The organism is Vibrio sp. R11-SG3-ISO9 (assembly GCF_059834255.1).
On the sequence record NZ_JCBDGU010000030.1, the window covers coordinates 161,173 to 182,175 of the forward strand.

The window sequence follows — 21,003 nt, forward strand, 5'->3', positions numbered from 1 at the left end:
AATGGAACCTTGGCAAAATATTCAAAATGTAGTGGTTGTAGGGCTCGGTATTACCGGGCTCTCTGTCGTTAAACATCTTGTAAAATATCAGCCTCACTGCACGGTGAGAGTGATCGACACTCGCGATAATCCTCCGGGCAAAGAGTCACTGCCTGATGGTGTTGCTCTGCATTCTGGGAGCTGGCAAAACGAGTGGTTAGCACAAGCCGACCTTGTGGTGGCAAACCCAGGTATCGCGCTGGCAACACCAGAGATTCAAACTGTGTTGGCACGCGGCGGTGCTGTTGTGGGTGATATTGAATTGTTCGCTTGGGCGGTTGAGAAGCCTGTCGTGGCAATCACGGGCTCTAACGGTAAGAGCACTGTGACAGACCTTACGGGTGTGCTTGCCAAAGCTGCTGGTCTTAAGGTGGGCGTTGGTGGCAACATCGGTGTTCCTGCATTGGATCTACTTGAACAAGATGCCGACCTCTACGTCTTAGAATTGTCGAGCTTCCAGTTAGAGACCACATCAAGTCTTAAATTAGCGGCAGCCGCATTCTTGAACCTCTCTGAAGATCACATGGATCGTTATCAAGGCATGGCCGACTACTGTGATGCTAAGCGCCGTATCTTCAAACATGCGCAATACGCTCTAGTAAACCGTGATGATCGCGAAACCTATCCGCTCGATTCACAACCGGTCGTAAGCTTCGGCTTTGATAACCAAGAGTTCGGCGTTGATGTGATTAATGGCGAAGAGTGGCTCATTGATCATGGTGTGCCGGTTATTCGCAGCCAAGACCTCACCTTGGTTGGTCGACACAATGTATCAAATGCCTTGGTTTCTTTAGCACTACTTAAACTGGCAAATATCGACTACACCAACAGTCTTGATGCATTAAAAGCATATAACGGCCTGACTCATCGTTGCCAAGTCGTCGCAGACAAGCGCGACGTGAAGTGGGTTAATGACTCTAAGGCAACCAACGTTGCCAGCACGTTAGCGGCTTTGTCTGGTCTAGAGTGTGCAGGAACACTTTATTTGTTAGTCGGTGGTGTGGGTAAAGGCGCAGACTTCAGTGAGCTTGCACCGGTACTCAACAATATCGCACGCGTTCAACTGTGCTGTTTTGGTGAAGATGCTGACCAGTTTAAGCCTCTGCATTCATCGGCACAAAAATTTGACACCATGCAGCAGATTATTGAAACCATTTCACCACAGCTGGTCGCTGGAGATATGGTGATGTTATCGCCTGCGTGTGCAAGCTTCGATCAGTTTAGTAATTTCATGGCAAGGGGTGATGCATTCACCGAGCTTGCTCAAAAGTACGCTTAATCGTTAAAGGACTGGAACCCAGTGCAGAAAGTGAGACAGCTCAACCACTCAATTTGGCAATGGCTTAACCGCTCTACGCCAGAGGCGCTTTACGATCGTCAATTGGTCTGGATCGCGCTTGGGCTGATGCTGACTGGGTTGGTAATGGTGACGTCTGCTTCGTTCCCAATCAGTGCTCGTTTAACCGATCAGCCTTTTCACTTTATGTTCCGCCATGCGATCTTTTTGCTGCTCGCGTTGGGTGTATCCAGTGTGATATTGCAAATCCCGATGAAGCGCTGGCTTCAATACAGTATGTACCTACTGGGATTGTCCTTCTTCTTGTTGATCGTGGTATTGGCTGTTGGTAAGTCGGTTAACGGTGCATCGCGTTGGATTCCTTTGGGGCTATTCAACCTCCAGCCTGCCGAAGTGGCAAAGTTGTCGCTGTTTATCTTCATGGCTGGTTACTTGGTTCGTAAGCAAGACGAAGTGAGGAAGACCTTCTTCGGTGGTTTTGCAAAACCCATTATGGTGTTTGGTGCCTTTGCAGTGTTGCTACTAGGTCAGCCCGACTTAGGTACCGTGGTTGTGATGCTGGTGACTCTGTTTGGCATGCTGTTCATTGCTGGTGCGAAACTGTCGCAGTTTATCGCTCTCATGGTTGCTGGTGTGGCTGCGGTTGTTGGCTTGATTGTGATAGAGCCATACCGTGTGCGACGTGTGACCTCATTCTGGGAACCCTGGAATGACCCATTTGGTAGTGGCTACCAGCTAACACAATCTCTGATGGCATTTGGTCGTGGGGATTGGATGGGGCAAGGCTTAGGCAACTCGATTCAAAAACTAGAGTACTTGCCGGAGGCGCATACCGACTTTGTATTCGCTGTACTTGCAGAAGAGCTCGGTTTTGTGGGCGTGACCTTGGTGTTGATGCTGATCTTCAGTTTGGTTTTCAAAGCGATTTTTATTGGTAAGAAAGCCTTTGAAAACGACCAGGTGTTTAGCGGTTACCTCGCTTTTGGCATCGGTATTTGGTTTGCTTTTCAAACCTTGGTTAACGTTGGTGCGGCATCAGGTATCGTACCGACCAAGGGCCTGACTCTTCCACTGATCAGTTATGGTGGCTCCAGCTTGATCATCATGTCAGTCGCGGTATCTATGTTGCTGCGAATTGACCATGAATGTCGCCTAATAGAACAACAGGATGCTGAGCATCAGAACGAATTAAATGAATAGTAGCAGCATGAAAAAGAACAAAAGATTATTGGTGATGGCTGGTGGTACCGGCGGTCACGTATTTCCAGGCTTAGCGGTCGCGAAAAAACTACAACAACAAGGTTGGGAGATTCGCTGGCTAGGTACGGCTGATCGTATGGAAGCGGATCTGGTGCCAAAGCACGGTATCGAGATTGATTTCATTAAGGTGAAAGGACTGCGAGGCCAAGGCATCGCTAAGTTAATTAAAGCGCCTTTCCTAATTATTAATGCCATACTTCAAGCAAAGCAACACATTAAGGCGTGGCAGCCAGATGTGGTGCTTGGCATGGGCGGCTATGTGAGTGGTCCAGGTGGCATCGCAGCTTGGTTATCGGGTATTCCAGTGGTTCTGCATGAGCAGAATGCAGTGGCCGGTTTAACCAACCAATGGCTATCTAAGATCGCGAAAAAGGTGTTTCAAGCATTCCCGGGTGCATTCCCTAGTGCGGATGTTGTGGGTAACCCAGTACGTGAAGATGTGGTTGCATTGCCTGAGCCAAGTGAGCGCATGGCGGAACGTGACGGTGATATCCGTATCCTAGTTATGGGCGGTAGCCAAGGTGCAAAGATCCTCAATGACACCTTGCCAGTTGCTTTGGGGCTGCTTGGTGAAGGCTTCACAGTGATGCACCAAGCGGGCAAAAACAATCAACAGCAAGTTATTGAACAATATAATTCTCATTCTGTGAACAATGTTCAAGTGACTGAATTTATTGATGATGTAGCGCAAGCCTATGCATGGGCAGATCTATTAGTGTGTCGTTCAGGTGCGTTAACAGTGTCTGAAGTCTCTGCTGCAGGTGTTGGCTCTATTTTTGTGCCTTTCATGCATAAAGACCGCCAGCAAGCGCTTAATGCCGACCACTTAGTTGATTGCGGCGCTGCGTTGATGATCGAACAGCCAGATCTAACGGCAGAAAAGCTAGCGAACACCATCGCTCAGCTAGACAGAAATGAATTAAAAACGATGGCAACAAAGGCACGCCAAGCGGCGAAGCTGGACGCTGATGTGACCGTCGCTAAAGCCATTCAAGCTTTAGCAAAATAACGAGATAAATTTGATGACGATTGAACATACGCAAGACTTAGCGCAGATCCGTGCAATGGTGCCAGAAATGCGCCGAGTGAAATCTATCCACTTCATCGGTATTGGTGGCGCAGGTATGAGCGGGATTGCTGAAGTCTTGCTAAACGAAGGCTACCAGATTACAGGTTCTGACATTGCTCAAAACCCAGTAATAGAGCGTTTGGTTAGCAAGGGTGCAACGGTCTACATTGGCCATCAAGCGAGTAATGTTGCTAACGCAAGTGTGGTGGTCGTTTCGACTGCAATCAACGAAGAGAACCCAGAAATCGTTGCGGCTCGTGAAGCACGCACACCGATTGTACGTCGTGCAGAGATGCTCGCAGAGCTAATGCGCTTTCGTCATGGTATTGCAGTGGCTGGTACGCACGGCAAAACAACCACGACGGCTCTGGTTACACAGATTTACTCTGAAGCGGGTCTTGATCCAACCTTCGTTAACGGTGGCCTGGTAAAAAGCGCGGGCACTAATGCTCGTCTAGGCTCAAGTCGAATTCTGATTGCAGAGGCTGATGAGAGTGATGCATCATTCTTACATCTGCAACCTATGGTAAGCATCGTGACCAACATCGAAGCTGACCATATGGATACCTATGGTGGTGACTTCGAAACGTTAAAGCAGACCTTCATCGACTTCCTACACAACCTGCCGTTTTACGGTCAGGCGGTCATGTGTGTTGATGATCCTGTAGTACGTGAGCTTATCCCTCAAGTAAGTCGCCAAGTGATCACTTACGGTTTCTCTGAAGATGCTGATGTGCGTATTGAGAACTACCGCCAAGAAGGTCAGCAAGGCAAATTCACGGTAGTTCGCGAAGGCAAAGCGAATCTTGATATCACACTTAACATCCCGGGTCGCCACAACGCATTGAATGCATCGGCTGCGATTGCAGTGGCTACAGAAGATGACATCAGCGATGAAGCAATTCTAAAAGCAATGGCTGGCACTCAAGGCACTGGTCGCCGTTTTGATCATTTAGGTGAATACGAAACTGGTAAAGGTGTGGCAATGCTGGTGGATGATTACGGTCATCACCCAACTGAGGTCGACGTGACTATCCAAGCAGCACGTAGCGGTTGGGAAGACAAGCGTCTGGTGATGATATTCCAGCCGCACCGTTATAGCCGCACCCGTGATCTGTTTGATGATTTTGCTAACGTTCTTGAGCAGGTTGACGTTTTAATCCTGCTTGATGTCTACTCAGCAGGTGAAAAACCGATTGCTGGCGCTGATGGCCGTGCGTTGAGCCGAACCATTCGTGGCCGCGGTAAAATCGACCCTATTTTTGTCTCAGACATTACTGCGCTACCTTCGACATTAGCCAATGTTATCCAAGGCGGTGACCTCGTGTTAACACAAGGCGCAGGTGATGTTGGCCGCGTAGCGAAACAGCTTGAAGCGCTGCAGTTAGACATTAATAAAATGCAGAGCGCTTAATAGAATAAGTTATCACATACTGTGGTCGAGCGCTCACTTCTTGCGCTTGACCCAAATTTAACCAAAAATCTGATTATCAACGTTTGATAGTTTGATTTTGCTCAGTATAATTCATAGGTTAAAGTAAGTGCTTTTACCTCTATTACGAAAAGATAGGGAATAGAATTGCGAACCAACGACAGGGACTGCGGGTTTTGGTAGAAAGTACTTTCAGCGAAAACCGCCACCTATTCAGCTTACCATCGTTAAAGAAACACGCCCTTGGTGGTTCTTTTCTGATTTTGGTAGTGCTTTTCATTGGGTTTCTTTTCTATACCACTCTGAGTTGGATGTGGGACGATCAACGATTGCCCCTCTCTAAAATTGTACTTCAAGGCGACTTAACATATGTCTCCGCCAGTGATGTTCAGCATGCGTTTAGCCAGCTTGAACATATTGGAACCTTCATGTCTCAAGACATTGATGTGTTACAAGACAGTTTAGAGGCACTTCCTTGGGTATCTGTTGTCTCTATTCGTAAGCAATGGCCTGACACGATTAAAGTTTTTCTGACTGAGCATCAAGCTGCCGCGATTTGGAACGGCAACATGCTGTTAAACGAAAACGGCGATGTGTTTAATGGAGATATAGGCCAACTTGAAGGTGACAGAGTCAAACTCTATGGCCCTCAAGATTCGAGTCAAGAAGTGATCGCCAAGTGGCGTCAGATTACCCCGTTGATCAATAGCGTGGGATTGAGTGTCACTTCATTGGTTCTGAATGAACGTAGAGCATGGCAAATCATCCTAGACAACGGCATTCGCCTAGAGCTAGGTAAAGATTCTTTAGATGAGCGTGTTGAGCGCTTTATTTCGCTTTATAACGAGTTAGGTGATAAAGCGAATCGAGTGAGCTACATCGACCTCAGGTATGATACGGGAGCCGCTGTAGGCTGGTTTCCAGAGCAAGAGTTAGAAGAGAGTACAGATGACTAAGGCCGCAGATGACAACATAATTGTTGGTCTTGATATAGGCACTGCAACCATATCAGCTCTAGTAGGTGAGGTACTGCCTGATGGTCAAATCAATATCATTGGATCTGGGCAGAGCCCATCCAGAGGTATGGATAAAGGCGGTGTTAACGACCTAGAGTCGGTAGTGAAATCGGTTCAGCGTGCTATTGATCAAGCGGAACTGATGGCTGAATGCCAAATCAGCAATGTATTTATCTCACTATCGGGTAAGCACATCGCAAGCCGAATTGAAAAAGGCATGGGCACCATCTCGGATGAGGAAGTGTCACAAGACGATATGGATCGAGCAATCCATACCGCGAAATCAATTAAAATAGGTGACGAGCAGAGAATTCTGCACGTGATTCCACAAGAATTCACCATCGATTACCAAGAGGGTATTAAGAATCCACTTGGCTTGTCTGGGGTTCGAATGGAAGTGAGTGTTCACCTGATTTCTTGCCACAGCGATATGGCGAGAAACATTATTAAAGCTGTTGAACGATGTGGTCTCACTGTAGAGCAGATCGTGTTTTCAGGGCTTGCCTCAAGTAATGCGGTAATCACTGAAGACGAGAGAGAACTTGGAGTGTGTGTGGTCGATATTGGTGCAGGTACAATGGATATCTCCATTTGGACCGGTGGTGCACTGCGACACACAGAAGTCTTTTCCTATGCAGGAAATGCAGTAACCAGTGATATTGCCTTCGCATTCGGTACACCAGTAAGTGATGCCGAAGAGATCAAAGTAAACCACGGTTGCGCTCTGAGTGAACTCGTAAGCAAGGATGACTCAGTTAACGTCCCAAGTGTGGGTGGTCGACCATCTCGTAGTTTGCAAAGACAAACACTTTCTGAGGTGATTGAACCACGTTATACAGAATTAATGGGGCTTGTTAACCAAACTATTGATACTGTTCAACTACAGTTAAGAGATGAGGGTATTAAACATCATCTTGCTGCCGGTGTAGTTTTAACTGGTGGTGCTGCACAGATTGAAGGATTAGTAGAGTGTGCGGAACGCGTTTTCCGCAATCAAGTTCGAGTGGGTAAGCCGTTAGAAGTTAGTGGCTTAACCGATTATGTTAAAGAGCCGTATCATTCTACGGCGGTTGGTTTACTTCATTACGCAAGAGACTGCCAAATAAACGATGAAGGTGATTACAGCGAGCCAAAGCGTAGCGCGCCTTCGATGACAGGTTTGTTTGGTAAATTGCGTAATTGGATACAAAAAGAGTTTTAACCTGAGTTGCAGGAAAAACGGAGATAACACATGTTTGAACCGATGATGGAAATGTCTGACGATGCAGTAATTAAAGTCGTTGGAGTTGGTGGCGGTGGCGGTAACGCTGTTGAGCACATGGTACGTGAGTCAATTGAAGGTGTTGAGTTCATTAGCGTAAACACTGATGCTCAAGCACTTCGCAAAACTAGCGTGAGCAGCGTGATCCAAATTGGTGGTGACATCACTAAGGGTCTAGGCGCTGGCGCAAACCCACAAGTTGGCCGTGATGCAGCTCTCGAAGACCGAGAAAGAATTAAAGAAGTTCTAACTGGCGCCGATATGGTATTTATCGCAGCTGGTATGGGTGGTGGTACAGGTACTGGTGCCGCTCCAGTGATTGCTGAAGTAGCAAAAGAGCTGGGCGTACTAACAGTCGCTGTTGTAACTAAGCCATTTAGCTTCGAAGGTAAAAAGCGTCTAGCGTTTGCTGAACAAGGTATTGAAGAGCTTTCTAAACATGTGGATTCATTGATTACGATTCCAAATGAGAAGCTACTGAAGGTACTGGGTCGTGGTGTAACACTACTAGAAGCATTCGCAAGCGCGAACGATGTTCTTAAGAACGCGGTTCAAGGTATTGCTGAGCTAATTACTCGCCCAGGCATGATTAACGTCGACTTTGCGGACGTACGCACTGTAATGTCGGAAATGGGTCATGCAATGATGGGTAGCGGCATCGCGAAAGGTGAAGACCGTGCAGAGGAAGCGGCTGAAACGGCAATTTCTAGCCCATTACTAGAAGACATCGACCTAGCGGGCGCTCGTGGTGTGCTTGTTAACATCACAGCTGGTCTAGATATGCGTCTAGACGAGTTCGAAACCGTAGGTAACACAGTTAAGGCCTTTGCTTCTGACAATGCAACAGTAGTAATCGGTACTTCTCTAGACCCAGATATGACGGACGAAATCCGCGTAACTGTGGTAGCCACAGGTATTGGCACTGAGAGAAAGCCAGACATTACGTTAGTTGCTGGTGGTAAAGCAAAAGTGGCTTCGGCTCCTCAACCACAAGCCGCAGTACAAGCTGCACCAAAAGTGGAAGAGAAAGTGGCACAGCCATTGCAAGAAAAAACTGAGGTTAAACCTCAAGTGAAACCACAGCCAACAACGTCACCTGTTTCTTCAGGTACAGGCGCTAGCCAAAGTGTAGCACCTAAGCCAGAAAAAGAGAGTGGGTACTTAGATATTCCAGCATTCTTACGACGTCAGGCTGATTAACAAACAACCAATATTTGACTATAGTCAATTTAGTGGTAAAATTCGCGGTCGGTAAATACTGGCCGTGATTTGTAGCACTGATAAGAGGCAGGCAGATGATCAGACAACGTACTCTGAAAGAAATTGTGAAAACAACTGGTGTGGGTCTCCACTCTGGTCGTAAAGTCACACTTACTCTTCGCCCGGCAGCTGCAAATACAGGCATTGTATACCGTCGTACCGATGTAAACCCTCCTGTAGATTTTCCAGCTGATCCAGCATCAGTTCGTGACACTATGTTGTGTACAGCGCTTGTAAACGATGCAGGTGTGCGTATTTCAACGGTTGAACACTTGAATGCAGCATTAGCAGGTATGGGTATCGACAACATCATTGTTGAAGTAGATGCTCCTGAGATTCCAATCATGGACGGCAGTTCAAGCCCGTTTGTGTATCTAATCCAGCAAGCTGGTGTGGAAACTCAAAATGCAGCGAAGCGTTTTATTCGTATCAAAAAGCCAGTACGCTTTGAAGACGGTGATAAGTGGGCAGAGTTTGTACCATTTAACGGCTTCCGTATGGACTTCGAGATCGACTTCAACCACCCAGCGATTGAAGCTGATGAGCAGCGTCTTCTGTTTGACTTCTCTTCACAAGGTTTTGTTAAAGAGATTTCTCGCGCTCGTACTTTCGGCTTCATGCGTGACATCGAATACCTACAATCTCAGAACCTAGTTCTAGGTGGTAGCTTTGATAACGCTATCGTGCTTGATGAGTACCGTATTCTTAACGAAGAAGGTCTTCGTTTTGATAACGAGTTTGTTACTCACAAAGTGCTGGATGCGATTGGTGACCTTTACATGTGTGGACACGCTATCATTGGTGAGTTCCGTGCATACAAATCGGGTCACGGCCTAAACAACCAACTTCTACGTGCAGTTCTTGCTGATGCAGAAGCTTGGGAATGGGCAACATTCGAAGAAGAAGCAGGCTCTCCAGTTGCCTTTGCAGAACCAGGAATGGTTTTAGCGTAAAACTGCAATCAAAGATTTTAAAAACCAGGCAATGCGCCTGGTTTTTTTGTATCTGTAATAAAGCTAAAGTGCGATAAAGCATTGGAATAAGCGTTAGGCTAGCCTTGAGGTTGTTTATTCCATCGGCAATTGGTAATAAAAGTTCAAACCACATCAAACAAATGACCTCATAAATGGTCGTTGAGGTGAAAATTACTTACACTAGATGCCAATAATTTTAACTCAAGCCTTGAAAACTCTACTCTCCAACACAATATCAGAGGTACTAGATTTATCTCAGTATCCTTGGTTCGTAACTAACACTAGTTCACAACTGGTAGAGACTGACGGCATTTAAAATAGATCGCGGACGATCTGAGAACGAAGAGATTCCAAGCACATGATTACTAAGCTGCTGACAAAGGTAATTGGCAGTCGCAATGACAGAACACTGCGCCGCCTTAGAAAGATTGTAAAAGAAATTAATAACTACGAACCAACGTTTGAGGCTCTGTCTGATGAAGAGCTAAAAGCAAAAACTGTTGAGTTTCGTGAGCGCTTAGACAAAGGTGAAACACTAGACCAACTTCTACCAGAAGCATTCGCAACAGTACGTGAAGCATCTAAGCGTATTTACGGCATGCGTCACTTCGACGTTCAGCTGATTGGTGGTATGGTTCTTAACGCTGGTCAAATCGCAGAGATGCGTACTGGTGAAGGTAAAACACTAACAGCGACTCTACCTGCTTACCTAAACGCACTTCCAAGTAAGGGTGTTCACGTTGTAACGGTGAACGACTACCTAGCGAAGCGTGATGCTGAGACAAACCGTCCTCTATTTGAATTCTTAGGCATGACCGTTGGTGTTAACGTACCAAACATGGCACCACCTGAGAAAAAAGCGGCTTACCAAGCGGATATCCTATACGGAACAAACAACGAATTCGGTTTTGACTACCTACGTGACAACATGGCTTTCCGCGCGGAAGATCGTGTACAACGTGAACGCTTCTTCGCAGTTGTCGATGAGGTGGACTCAATCCTAATCGATGAAGCTCGTACTCCTCTTATTATCTCTGGCCCAGCTGAAGATAGCTCAGATCTTTACACTCGAATCAACACACTGATTCCTCACCTGGAACTTCAAGATAAAGAAGATTCAGAAGAGTACCGTGGTGAAGGTCACTACACCATGGACGAGAAGTCTAAACAGGTTCACCTGACTGAAAACGGTCAAGAATTTGTTGAAGAGCTAATGGTGAAAAATGGTCTAATGGAAGAGGGCGACACGCTTTACTCTCCAACCAACATCAGCCTACTGCACCACGTTAATGCGGCACTGCGTGCACACGTATTGTTCGAGAAAAACGTAGACTACATCGTTACTGAAGAAGGCGAAGTGGTTATCGTTGATGAACACACTGGCCGTACTATGCCTGGTCGTCGTTGGTCTGAAGGTCTGCACCAAGCGGTTGAAGCGAAAGAAGGCGTTAAGATTCAGAACGAAAACCAGACTCTGGCTTCGATCACTTTCCAGAACTTCTTCCGTCTATACGAAAAACTGTCAGGTATGACAGGTACGGCAGACACAGAAGCATTCGAATTCCAATCGATCTACGGCTTAGAAACAGTGGTTATCCCAACCAACAAGCCTATGGTTCGTAACGATATGCCTGACGTGGTTTATCGTACTGAAGCTGACAAGTTCAATGCCATCATTGAAGACATCAAAGAGCGCGTTGCTGCAGGTCAACCATCGCTAGTTGGTACGGTTTCTATCGAGAAATCTGAACTGCTGTCGAACGCTCTGAAAAAAGCAAAAATTAAGCACAACGTACTGAACGCGAAGTTCCACGAAAAAGAAGCAGAAATCGTAGCGCAAGCAGGTACGCCAAGTGCAGTGACTATCGCAACTAACATGGCTGGTCGTGGTACCGATATCGTGTTAGGTGGTAGCTGGCAAGCAGAAGTTGAAAAACTACAAGATCCAACTCAAGAGCAGATCGACAAGATCAAAGCAGATTGGAAAGTGGTTCATGACAAAGTACTAGAGTCCGGTGGTCTACACATCATCGGTACTGAGCGTCACGAATCCCGTCGTATCGATAACCAGCTACGTGGTCGTTCTGGTCGTCAAGGTGACGCAGGTTCTTCTCGTTTCTACCTATCAATGGAAGACTCGCTACTGCGTATCTTCACATCTGACCGTATGGCTGGTCTTATCCAGAGCGGTATGGAAGAGGGTGAAGCGATTGAATCTAAGATGCTATCTCGCTCTATCGAAAAAGCACAACGTAAAGTTGAAGGTCGCAACTTCGATATCCGTAAACAACTTCTTGAATACGATGACGTAGCGAACGATCAGCGTAAAGTGGTTTACGAACTGCGTGATGAGCTAATGAGCTCTGAAGACATCAGCGAGATGATCGAGCACAACCGTGAAGACGTGTTCACATCGGTTATTGATGAATACATCCCGCCGCAGTCACTAGAAGACATGTGGGATATCCCTGGCCTTCAAGACCGTCTGAAAAACGACTTCGACCTAGACTTTGATATTCAAGGTTGGTTGGACGAAGACGATAAGCTATACGAAGAAGCGTTACGTGAACGCATCCTAGGCATGGCTGTTGATGTTTACAAACAGAAAGAAGAAGTGGTCGGTGAACAAGTTCTGCGCAACTTCGAGAAGTCTGTCATGCTACAAACTCTTGATGGTTTGTGGAAAGAGCACTTGGCGGCAATGGATCACCTTCGTCAAGGTATTCACCTACGTGGTTATGCACAGAAGAACCCGAAACAAGAGTACAAGCGCGAGTCGTTTGAGCTGTTTGAAGGTCTACTAGAAGTGCTAAAGTCTGACGTGATTACTATCCTTTCGAAAGTTCGAGTTCAACAACAAGAAGAAGTAGAGAAGATGGAAGCGCAGCGTCAAGCTCAAGCGGAAGAAGCAGCGCGCCGTGCACAAGCTCAACACGCTTCAGCTGAAAACCAACTATCTGATGGCGAAGAGTCAGCAGAAGGGCATCAACCAGTTGTACGTGATGAGCGCAAAGTTGGCCGTAATGAGCCATGTCCATGTGGCAGTGGTAAGAAGTACAAACAGTGTCACGGCAAAATCAACTAAGTTTCTATGAATCGTCGCCGTAGCACTTGATAGCTGCGTTGGTGGTACTCACTTACTATCGTAAGCTCCGTGCCACCGCCTTGCTCTCAAGCACTACAGCTTAGCTTCAGAAAAACTGAAAAATAGAATATAGAGAGTCGCTTATGCGGCTCTTTTTGTATGTGAATTTAGTCGTTAAGCCTTTTGGGTGACAACTCAATCGTCATTCCCTATAGCGAGGAACGAGCGTAGTAGGGAATCTTGCTTGGTTCTCGGCTTAATGATGTTGTATTAGATCCCCAACTCAGTCGTTCCTCCTTCTTGAGGATGACGTAATTCATGGTTGAGTTGGCTATAGCGGTAACAGAAGGAACACCATCAATGAAAAGAATCCATATTGTAGCGGGCATTATCTTCAATCAGGATAAATCGGAAATCTTTATTACTAAGCGTCCGAGTGATAAACACAAAGGCGGCTTTTGGGAGTTTCCAGGCGGCAAGGTTGAAGAGGGCGAAACCATTGAACAAGCCATGGTTCGTGAGCTAGATGAAGAGATCGGAATTACGGTGACAGAGCAGAGCTTATTTGAACACCTAGAGTTTGATTATCCAGAAAAGTCTCTTAAATTTGATTTCATCTGTGTTACTGCTTTCGAGCAGGAGCCTTATGGCAAAGAAGGGCAACAAGGGCAGTGGGTTGCTATTGAAGCATTGCCAAACTACGAATTCCCAGAAGCAAACGTGCCGATTTTACAGCGTGTAGTAAAAGAGTACTTGTAAGGGCTAGCCTGAGTCTGAGATTGTTGTTAGTTTAAAGAGATAGTGAACTTGAGTCGCTCTGCGAATGTATGCAGGGGACAAACCAAACAATGGAGATAAATGCAGTGGTAAGAATTGCAATTGCAGGAGCAGCAGGTCGCATGGGCCGTAACTTGGTGAAAGCTACTCACCAAAACAAAGATGCGACGGTTGGTGCTGGCTCAGAGCGCCCAGAGTCATCGCTGGTCGGTGTCGATATCGGTGAGCTGTGTGGTGAAGGTCGTTTTGAGGTTGCCCTAGTTGATGATCTAGCAAAAGTGGTAGAAGAGTTTGACGTGATCGTCGACTTTACTGCGCCTGTCAGCACTCTAGCGAACATTGAACTGTGCAAGAAGCATGGCAAAAAGCTCGTGATTGGTACAACCGGCTTCTCTGAAGAAGAGAAACAAGTGATTGCCGCTGCGTCTAAAGAGATGCCAATTGTTATGGCTCCTAACTACAGTGTTGGTGTGAACCTAGTATTTAAGCTGCTTGAGAAAGCGGCAAAAGTAATGGGTGATTATTGTGATGTTGAAATTGTTGAAGCGCACCACCGTCATAAAGTCGATGCGCCATCAGGCACTGCGATTGGTATGGGCGAAGCGATCGCGGGCGCTATGGGTAATGATCTGAATGACGTTGCGGTTTGGGCTCGCGAAGGCATTACCGGTGAGCGTACTAAAGATGAGATTGGTTTTGCAACCATTCGTGCCGGCGATATCATTGGTGAGCACACAGCAATGTTTGCAGATATTGGTGAGCGTGTCGAAATTACCCACAAAGCAACGGATCGTATGACTTTTGCTAACGGTGCGATCAAGGCGGCGGTTTGGTTGGATAGCAAGCCAGCAGGCTTTTATACCATGACAGATGTGCTTGGTTTGAACGAACTGTAAATAGATAATTATGCGCTGGCAATTGCCGGCGCTTTGTTTATTTAGCCAATTCTAATGATAATTAAACTTAACTAAGGTAGTGAAAATACGCTTAGTTTATTGTGTTTTTTGTCTAGTTTTGGTTGTTTTTTGTCTGAGCTTACCTTTATTTCTTGTTTCCTCTTGTTATTTAACGTTTGCGCTTTCTTATCAATATTTCTATCACTCTAACTTAGAGTGAAATGATAACGAGAGTTGAAAAAATCTCAATTTCCCCTCATCCCCCCTGTAAAACTAGTACTTTTGAAGCTTTAAAAGAGAAAGTTGGATAAGTGGCTACAAATGTTTAATTTCTTTTGCGTTAAATGTTGACACAAATCACGGGCATCACTAAAATACCGCCAATTTGTCTAATTTCCATAAACACGCAGTTTTGGGTGTTGCAGGAAGGTAGATTTGCAAATTAAATCAATTTTAATGCATTTTTATTTCTGGAGGTTGTCTTGAAAAAGTCAGCATTGCTAGTCCTAGAAGATGGGACAGTATTCCACGGTGAATCCATTGGCGCAGACGGTTCTGCTGTTGGTGAAGTCGTTTTTAATACCTCGATGACGGGGTACCAAGAAATCCTCACTGATCCTTCCTATTCTCAACAAATTGTAACGCTTACTTACCCTCACATTGGCAATACCGGAACCAATTCCGAAGACGAAGAATCCTCTTCAATCCACGCTCAAGGCCTTGTGATTCGCGATCTCCCTCTTATCGCTTCTAACTTCCGTAATGAACAATCCCTTTCTGATTACCTAAAGTCGCAAAACGTTGTTGGTATCGCTGATATCGATACTCGTAAGCTGACGCGTATTCTTCGCGAGAAGGGTGCTCAAAACGGTTGTATCGTAGCGGGTAATAACATCGACGAGGCTCTAGCGCTGGCTAAGGCTAAAGAATTCCCTGGCCTAAAAGGTATGGACCTTGCGAAAGAAGTTACAACAAAAGAAGCGTATCAATGGAAACAAGGTTCGTGGACGCTTACGGGTGGACTTCCTGAAGCGAAAGCAGACTCAGAATTGCCATATCACGTTGTTGCCTACGACTTCGGTGCAAAACGTAACATCTTGCGCATGCTTGTTGACCGCGGCTGCCGCCTAACAGTTGTTCCAGCTGAAACATCAGCGGAAGAAGTTCTAGCACTGAACCCAGACGGTGTTTTCCTTTCAAATGGCCCTGGTGACCCAGAACCATGTACTTACGCGATTGAAGCGACAAAAGTATTCTTAGAGAAAGGTCTACCAATCTTCGGTATCTGTCTTGGCCACCAAATCCTAGCGCTAGCTTCTGGTGCGAAGACGGTGAAAATGAAGTTTGGTCACCACGGTGCAAACCACCCAGTTAAAGATTTAGATCGTGATGTTGTGATGATCACTTCACAAAACCACGGTTTTGCTGCAGATGAAGAGACGCTGCCTGAAAACCTACGTGCAACGCACAAGTCGCTATTTGATGGTTCTCTACAAGGTATCCACCGCACAGATAAGCCAGCATTCAGCTTCCAAGGTCACCCAGAAGCGAGCCCAGGTCCAGAAGACGCGGCACCGCTTTTCGACCACTTCATTGAACTAATTAAACAGCACACAGCGTAATTCGGAGTAGTAGACAATGCCAAAACGTACTGACATTAAAAGTATTCTAATTCTAGGTGCTGGCCCGATCGTTATCGGCCAAGCATGTGAGTTCGATTACTCTGGTGCTCAAGCTTGTAAAGCGCTTCGCGAAGAAGGTTACCGAGTTATTCTAGTAAACTCGAACCCAGCGACCATCATGACTGACCCAGATATGGCTGATGCAACTTACATCGAGCCAATCCAATGGGAAGTTGTTCGCAACATCATTGCGAAAGAGAAGCCAGACGCAGTTCTACCTACAATGGGTGGTCAAACGGCTCTTAACTGTGCACTAGATCTTGAGAAGCACGGCGTTCTTGAAGAGTTCGGTGTAGAGATGATTGGTGCAACGGCTGACGCTATCGATAAAGCGGAAGACCGTTCTCGTTTCGATAAGGCGATGAAGTCTATCGGCCTAGAGTGTCCACGTGCAGACACTGCGAAAACCATGGAAGAAGCTTACGCTGTTCTAGATATGGTTGGCTTCCCTTGTATCATCCGTCCATCATTCACTATGGGTGGTACTGGCGGTGGTATCGCATACAATAAAGAAGAGTTCGAAGAGATCTCGTCGTCGCGGTTTAGACCTTTCTCCAACAAACGAACTTCTAATCGATGAATCTCTAATCGGTTGGAAAGAGTACGAGATGGAAGTGGTTCGTGACAAAGCGGACAACTGTATCATCGTATGTGCGATTGAAAACTTCGACCCAATGGGTATCCACACGGGTGACTCAATCACTGTTGCACCAGCACAGACTCTAACAGACAAAGAATACCAACTGATGCGTAACGCATCTCTAGCGGTACTGCGTGAGATTGGTGTTGAAACAGGTGGTTCAAACGTACAGTTTGGTATCAACCCGAAAGATGGCCGTATGGTTATCATCGAGATGAACCCACGTGTATCTCGTTCTTCTGCTCTAGCTTCTAAAGCGACAGGTTTCCCAATCGCTAAGATTGCAGCGAAACTGGCTGTGGGTTACACATTAGATGAACTGCAAAATGACATCACGGGTGGCGCAACACCAGCATCATTCGAACCAACAATCGACTACGTAGTAACTAAGATTCCTCGTTTTAACTTCGAGAAATTTGCAGGTGCTAACGACCGTCTAACGACGCAAATGAAGTCTGTTGGTGAAGTTATGGCTATCGGCCGTAACCAACAAGAATCGCTACAAAAAGCACTTCGCGGCCTAGAAGTTGGCGCGACTGGCTTTGACGAAATGGTTGACCTAGATGCGCCAGACGCACTAACAACAATTCGTCACGAACTAAAAGAAGCGGGCGCAGAGCGTATTTGGTACATCGCGGATGCATTCCGTGCGGGTATGTCTGTAGATGGCGTATTCAACCTAACGCAAATCGATCGTTGGTTCCTAGTTCAAATTGAAGACATCGTTAAGCTTGAGCAAGAGCTTAAAGCGAAAGGCTTTGCTGGTCTGAATAAAGAAGAGCTAAACAAGCTTAAGCGTAAAGGTTTTGCTGATGCTCGCCTATCTAAGATTCTAGGTGTTGCGGAAAGCGAAATCCGTCGTCTACGTGACCAATACGACATCCACCCAGTGTACAAGCGTGTTGATACGTGTGCGGCTGAGTTCTCTTCTGATACGGCTTACATGTACTCATCTTACGATGACGAGTGTGAAGCGAACCCAACAGACAAAGACAAGATCATGATTCTTGGTGGCGGTCCAAACCGTATCGGCCAAGGTATTGAATTTGACTACTGTTGTGTACACGCATCACTAGCACTACGTGAAGATGGCTACGAAACTATCATGGTTAACTGTAACCCTGAGACTGTTTCTACAGACTACGACACATCTGACCGTCTGTACTTCGAACCAGTAACTCTGGAAGATGTACTAGCAATCGCTCGCGTCGAGAAGCCAAAAGGCGTTATCGTTCAGTACGGTGGTCAAACGCCACTTAAACTGGCTCGCGCACTTGAAGCGGCTGGCGTGCCAATCATCGGTACTAGCCCAGATGCAATCGACCGTGCAGAAGACCGTGAGCGTTTCCAAGTGGCTGTTGACCGTCTAGGCCTTCTACAGCCAGAGAACGCGACAGTAACAACAATGGAACAAGCGGTAGAGAAATCTCGCGAAATCGGCTTCCCATTGGTTGTACGCCCTTCTTACGTACTTGGTGGTCGTGCGATGGAAATCGTATACGACGAGCAAGACCTACGTCGCTACTTCAATGAAGCGGTAAGCGTATCAAACGAATCTCCAGTTCTACTAGATAGCTTCCTAGACGACGCAGTAGAAGTCGATATCGATGCTATCTGTGACGGTGAGCGTGTGGTTATCGGCGGTATCATGGAGCACATCGAGCAAGCGGGTGTTCACTCAGGTGACTCAGCATGTTCTCTTCCTGCATACACGCTAAGCCAAGAAATCCAAGACGTAATGCGTGAGCAAGTTGAAAAGCTAGCATTCGAGCTAGGTGTTCGCGGTCTAATGAACACGCAGTTTGCTGTGAAGAACAACAAAGTATATCTAATCGAGGTGAACCCTCGTGCAGCGCGTACAGTACCGTTCGTATCTAAAGCAACAGGCGCTCCAATCGCTAAGATTGCAGCACGTGTTATGGCGGGTCAATCTCTAGAAGCTCAAGGCTTCACTAAAGAAATCATCCCACCATACTACTCTGTTAAAGAAGTAGTACTACCGTTCAATAAATTCCCAGGTGTTGACCCACTGTTAGGCCCAGAAATGCGCTCTACAGGTGAGGTTATGGGTGTTGGTGCAACGTTCGCAGAAGCATACGCAAAAGCAGAACTAGGCTGTGGCAATGTTTACCCTGAAGGTGGTCGTGCGCTACTTTCTGTTCGCGCTGGTGATAAAGAGCGTGTTGTTGACCTAGCATCTAAGCTGTCTAAGCTTGGTTACCAACTAGATGCAACACACGGTACTGCGGTTATCCTAGGCGAAGCGGGCATCAACCCACGTCTAGTGAACAAGGTACACGAAGGTCGTCCTCACATTCTTGACCGTATCAAGAACAACGAGTACACCTACATCGTGAACACTGCAGCTGGCCGTCAAGCGATTGAAGACTCTAAAGTACTTCGTCGTGGTGCTCTAGCAGAGAAAGTGAACTACACAACAACGCTAAACGCAGCGTTTGCAACGTGTATGGCTCACACAGCTGACGCGAAAACAACGGTAACTTCAGTACAAGAGCTACACGCTCAGGTTAAAGCTTCTGAAGCATAATCGCTGTTAAACGGATATAAATGTCGTAAAGGCCGCTCAATTGAGCGGCCTTTTTTATGTGAGGTGTACGAACTAAGAGCGTGAAAGTAACGATGAAAAAATGGAATAGGTCACTGTCTTGTGTTTCGTTGTTTTCATTTTTATTTCAGTGGTAATTTGTGCTCTCAACGTTAAGGAGTGAGACACATGGACATTACCATTGAGATTCTAGCCATACTGTTTTTTGTGGCGACAGCTGCAGGCTTTATTGATGCGATGGCTGGTGGTGGTGGACTGTTGACACTCCCGGCGCTTTTGGCCGCAGGCGTTCCGCCGACTCAAGCATTGGCGACCAATAAACTGCAGAGCTCGTTCGGCAGCTTTTCCGCAAGCTGGTACTTTGTGCGCAATGGTATCGTGAGTATCAAAGAGATGCGCTTCGCTATCTTATGTACCTTTATCGGCTCCGCGATTGGTGCCGAGTTAGTCCAATACATCGATGCGAGTTTGCTCACTAGCTTGATCCCACTGCTGCTGATTGCGATCTCACTCTATTTCCTGTTAGCCCCACAAACTAAGACCAGCGAAGGTAAGCAACGTATCTCGGAGGCGATGTTTGCGCTGTGTGTTGGTGGTGGTGTGGGCTTTTATGATGGCTTCTTTGGACCGGGCACCGGTTCTATCTTCACGGTCTGCTTTGTCGCAATTGGTCACTTCTCTTTAGTTGATGCGACCGCGCGTACTAAGGTGTTGAACTTTACATCGAATATTGCCGCACTGATCTTCTTCATTATTGCTGGCCTACCAATTTGGGAGCTTGGTTTAGTGATGGCTGTTGGTGGCTTTATTGGTGCACAATTAGGTGCCAAGGTCGTGGTCACTAAAGGACAAAAGTGGATTCGTCCTTTGGTGATTGTGATGTCCATGTGGATGGCTTCTAAATTGCTTTGGGAACAGCATCAACAATGGATTCTATCAGTGCTTTAACTCGCGGTGATTGATAGCTATTTGGTCGCACACAGATGTGGATTGGGCGAATCAAATTTTTGAGCTCTTCAAAACTAAACAGATGCTGAGGAGCAATATTGAGGGTTTTGACGATTGATAGAGGAATCAGTGCAGGGCCAGTTCCACCAAGCGCCAGCTGTGCGGCTGCGGTATAGGCATCCATCTCCATTAGCGGCTTAACACCGAACTTCTCAAGCACCGATAATTGATAGCTATTGGCTGGATTGGTCATGTCATTGGTGATGACACGCTCTGGTAGACATTCTAATTGTGTTGAACTCACAATGTAGAATGGTTCGTCGAACAGATGAAAGGTCATCAACCCGTGATGAGGAGGAAGTACCCCGGCACACAACCCCAGAGTCGCTTTCCCTGATTGCACTCGTTCTATGATCCGTGGTGTGTGGTTGGTGGTGATGGTGATGTATTTATCATGTTGGATAAAGTCGCCCATCATCTTACCTAAGTAGCCGGCAATCAGTGATTTAGAGCTATCTAAGGTGATTAGCGTGGTGTCTTCTAGCTCTTGCTGTTCATAAATAAGTCCGCGTAATTCATTAAACGCAGGGCCGATACTCTCGATAAGAGCTACGCCATCAGGAGAGAGTTTAATCTGTCGCCCATTGGGTTCGATCAGCTTTTTACCTAACTTCTTTTCTAAATTAGCAATGCGTTTGCTGACTGCAGATTGACTGATGTACAACAAGCTACCAGTTCGGCTCATGGTTTTTGCTTTGCTGAGCACCAGCAGTGTTTCAATACCTTCAAGTAGCATAGGGT

Annotated in this window: 14 protein-coding genes and 1 pseudogene; 14 read left to right on the forward strand and 1 reads right to left on the reverse strand. The window is 46.5% G+C overall.

Going from position 1 to position 21,003, the window contains the following annotated elements; translation table 11 throughout:
- Position 1: 1 nt before the first annotated feature.
- The 14 genes and pseudogenes from murD (at position 2) to AC6R05_RS09730 (ending at position 20,202) form a co-directional block, all read left to right on the forward strand.
- Positions 2–1,318 (forward strand): UDP-N-acetylmuramoyl-L-alanine--D-glutamate ligase, encoded by a 1,317-nt coding sequence (murD, locus tag AC6R05_RS09665; RefSeq protein ID WP_500647238.1) that lies wholly within the window; start codon positions 2–4, stop codon positions 1,316–1,318.
- 30 nt (positions 1,319–1,348) lie between these two features.
- Positions 1,349–2,536 (forward strand): cell division protein FtsW, encoded by a 1,188-nt coding sequence (gene ftsW, locus AC6R05_RS09670; RefSeq protein ID WP_373417284.1) that lies wholly within the window; start codon positions 1,349–1,351, stop codon positions 2,534–2,536.
- A gap of 7 nt (positions 2,537–2,543) precedes the next feature.
- Positions 2,544–3,605 carry an undecaprenyldiphospho-muramoylpentapeptide beta-N-acetylglucosaminyltransferase gene (gene murG / locus AC6R05_RS09675; RefSeq protein ID WP_500647239.1) on the forward strand — a complete coding sequence of 354 codons (1,062 nt, stop codon included), beginning with the start codon at positions 2,544–2,546 and terminating at the stop codon, positions 3,603–3,605.
- Positions 3,606–3,618: 13 nt separating this feature from the next.
- The gene (gene murC / locus AC6R05_RS09680) at positions 3,619–5,079 is read left to right on the forward strand and encodes a UDP-N-acetylmuramate--L-alanine ligase (protein ID WP_500647240.1); all 1,461 of its coding nucleotides are present in this window, start codon (positions 3,619–3,621) and stop codon (positions 5,077–5,079) included.
- A 194-nt stretch (positions 5,080–5,273) separates the two neighbouring features.
- Positions 5,274–6,053: a cell division protein FtsQ/DivIB gene (locus AC6R05_RS09685; protein ID WP_032553120.1), complete on the forward strand. Its 780-nt coding sequence runs from the start codon at positions 5,274–5,276 to the stop codon at positions 6,051–6,053.
- Positions 6,046–7,314, forward strand: coding sequence for a cell division protein FtsA (ftsA, locus tag AC6R05_RS09690; RefSeq protein WP_032553121.1), 1,269 nt, complete (start codon positions 6,046–6,048; stop codon positions 7,312–7,314). The genes AC6R05_RS09685 and ftsA overlap by 8 nt, the downstream gene beginning before the upstream one ends.
- Positions 7,315–7,344: 30 nt before the next feature.
- Entirely contained in the window at positions 7,345–8,574 is a 1,230-nt protein-coding gene (gene ftsZ / locus AC6R05_RS09695; RefSeq protein WP_500647241.1) for a cell division protein FtsZ, read from the forward strand.
- A 95-nt stretch (positions 8,575–8,669) separates the two neighbouring features.
- Positions 8,670–9,587 (forward strand): UDP-3-O-acyl-N-acetylglucosamine deacetylase, encoded by a 918-nt coding sequence (gene lpxC, locus AC6R05_RS09700; protein ID WP_032553123.1) that lies wholly within the window; start codon positions 8,670–8,672, stop codon positions 9,585–9,587.
- 379 nt (positions 9,588–9,966) lie between these two features.
- A complete protein-coding gene (gene secA, locus AC6R05_RS09705; protein ID WP_500647242.1) occupies positions 9,967–12,693 on the forward strand; it encodes a preprotein translocase subunit SecA in 2,727 nt (908 codons plus the stop codon).
- A gap of 360 nt (positions 12,694–13,053) precedes the next feature.
- Positions 13,054–13,452 (forward strand): 8-oxo-dGTP diphosphatase MutT, encoded by a 399-nt coding sequence (gene mutT, locus AC6R05_RS09710; RefSeq protein WP_500647243.1) that lies wholly within the window; start codon positions 13,054–13,056, stop codon positions 13,450–13,452.
- 89 nt (positions 13,453–13,541) lie between these two features.
- Positions 13,542–14,366, forward strand: a complete 825-nt coding sequence (dapB, locus tag AC6R05_RS09715) for a 4-hydroxy-tetrahydrodipicolinate reductase (protein WP_172974216.1) — start codon at positions 13,542–13,544, stop codon at positions 14,364–14,366.
- A 482-nt stretch (positions 14,367–14,848) separates the two neighbouring features.
- Positions 14,849–15,988, forward strand: coding sequence for a glutamine-hydrolyzing carbamoyl-phosphate synthase small subunit (gene carA / locus AC6R05_RS09720; protein WP_032553126.1), 1,140 nt, complete (start codon positions 14,849–14,851; stop codon positions 15,986–15,988).
- Positions 15,989–16,004: 16 nt separating this feature from the next.
- Positions 16,005–19,236: pseudogene (carB, locus tag AC6R05_RS09725) on the forward strand (carbamoyl-phosphate synthase large subunit).
- A gap of 186 nt (positions 19,237–19,422) precedes the next feature.
- The gene (locus AC6R05_RS09730) at positions 19,423–20,202 is read left to right on the forward strand and encodes a TSUP family transporter (protein ID WP_500647244.1); all 780 of its coding nucleotides are present in this window, start codon (positions 19,423–19,425) and stop codon (positions 20,200–20,202) included.
- Here AC6R05_RS09730 and AC6R05_RS09735 read toward each other — a convergent pair.
- Positions 20,153–20,998, reverse strand: a complete 846-nt coding sequence (locus AC6R05_RS09735; protein WP_500647249.1) for a LysR family transcriptional regulator — start codon at positions 20,996–20,998, stop codon at positions 20,153–20,155. The genes AC6R05_RS09730 and AC6R05_RS09735 overlap by 50 nt on opposite strands.
- Positions 20,999–21,003: the final 5 nt, after the last annotated feature.

Coding starts and splice junctions, on each gene's coding strand:
- murD (WP_500647238.1), top strand. CDS start 2: ATGGAACCTTGGCAAAATATTCAAAATGTAGTGGTTGTAGGGCTCGGT.
- murG (WP_500647239.1), top strand. CDS start 2,544: ATGAAAAAGAACAAAAGATTATTGGTGATGGCTGGTGGTACCGGCGGT.
- murC (WP_500647240.1), top strand. CDS start 3,619: ATGACGATTGAACATACGCAAGACTTAGCGCAGATCCGTGCAATGGTG.
- ftsA (WP_032553121.1), top strand. CDS start 6,046: ATGACTAAGGCCGCAGATGACAACATAATTGTTGGTCTTGATATAGGC.
- ftsZ (WP_500647241.1), top strand. CDS start 7,345: ATGTTTGAACCGATGATGGAAATGTCTGACGATGCAGTAATTAAAGTC.
- lpxC (WP_032553123.1), top strand. CDS start 8,670: ATGATCAGACAACGTACTCTGAAAGAAATTGTGAAAACAACTGGTGTG.
- secA (WP_500647242.1), top strand. CDS start 9,967: ATGATTACTAAGCTGCTGACAAAGGTAATTGGCAGTCGCAATGACAGA.
- mutT (WP_500647243.1), top strand. CDS start 13,054: ATGAAAAGAATCCATATTGTAGCGGGCATTATCTTCAATCAGGATAAA.
- dapB (WP_172974216.1), top strand. CDS start 13,542: ATGGAGATAAATGCAGTGGTAAGAATTGCAATTGCAGGAGCAGCAGGT.
- AC6R05_RS09730 (WP_500647244.1), top strand. CDS start 19,423: ATGGACATTACCATTGAGATTCTAGCCATACTGTTTTTTGTGGCGACA.
- AC6R05_RS09735 (WP_500647249.1), bottom strand. CDS start 20,998: ATGCTACTTGAAGGTATTGAAACACTGCTGGTGCTCAGCAAAGCAAAA.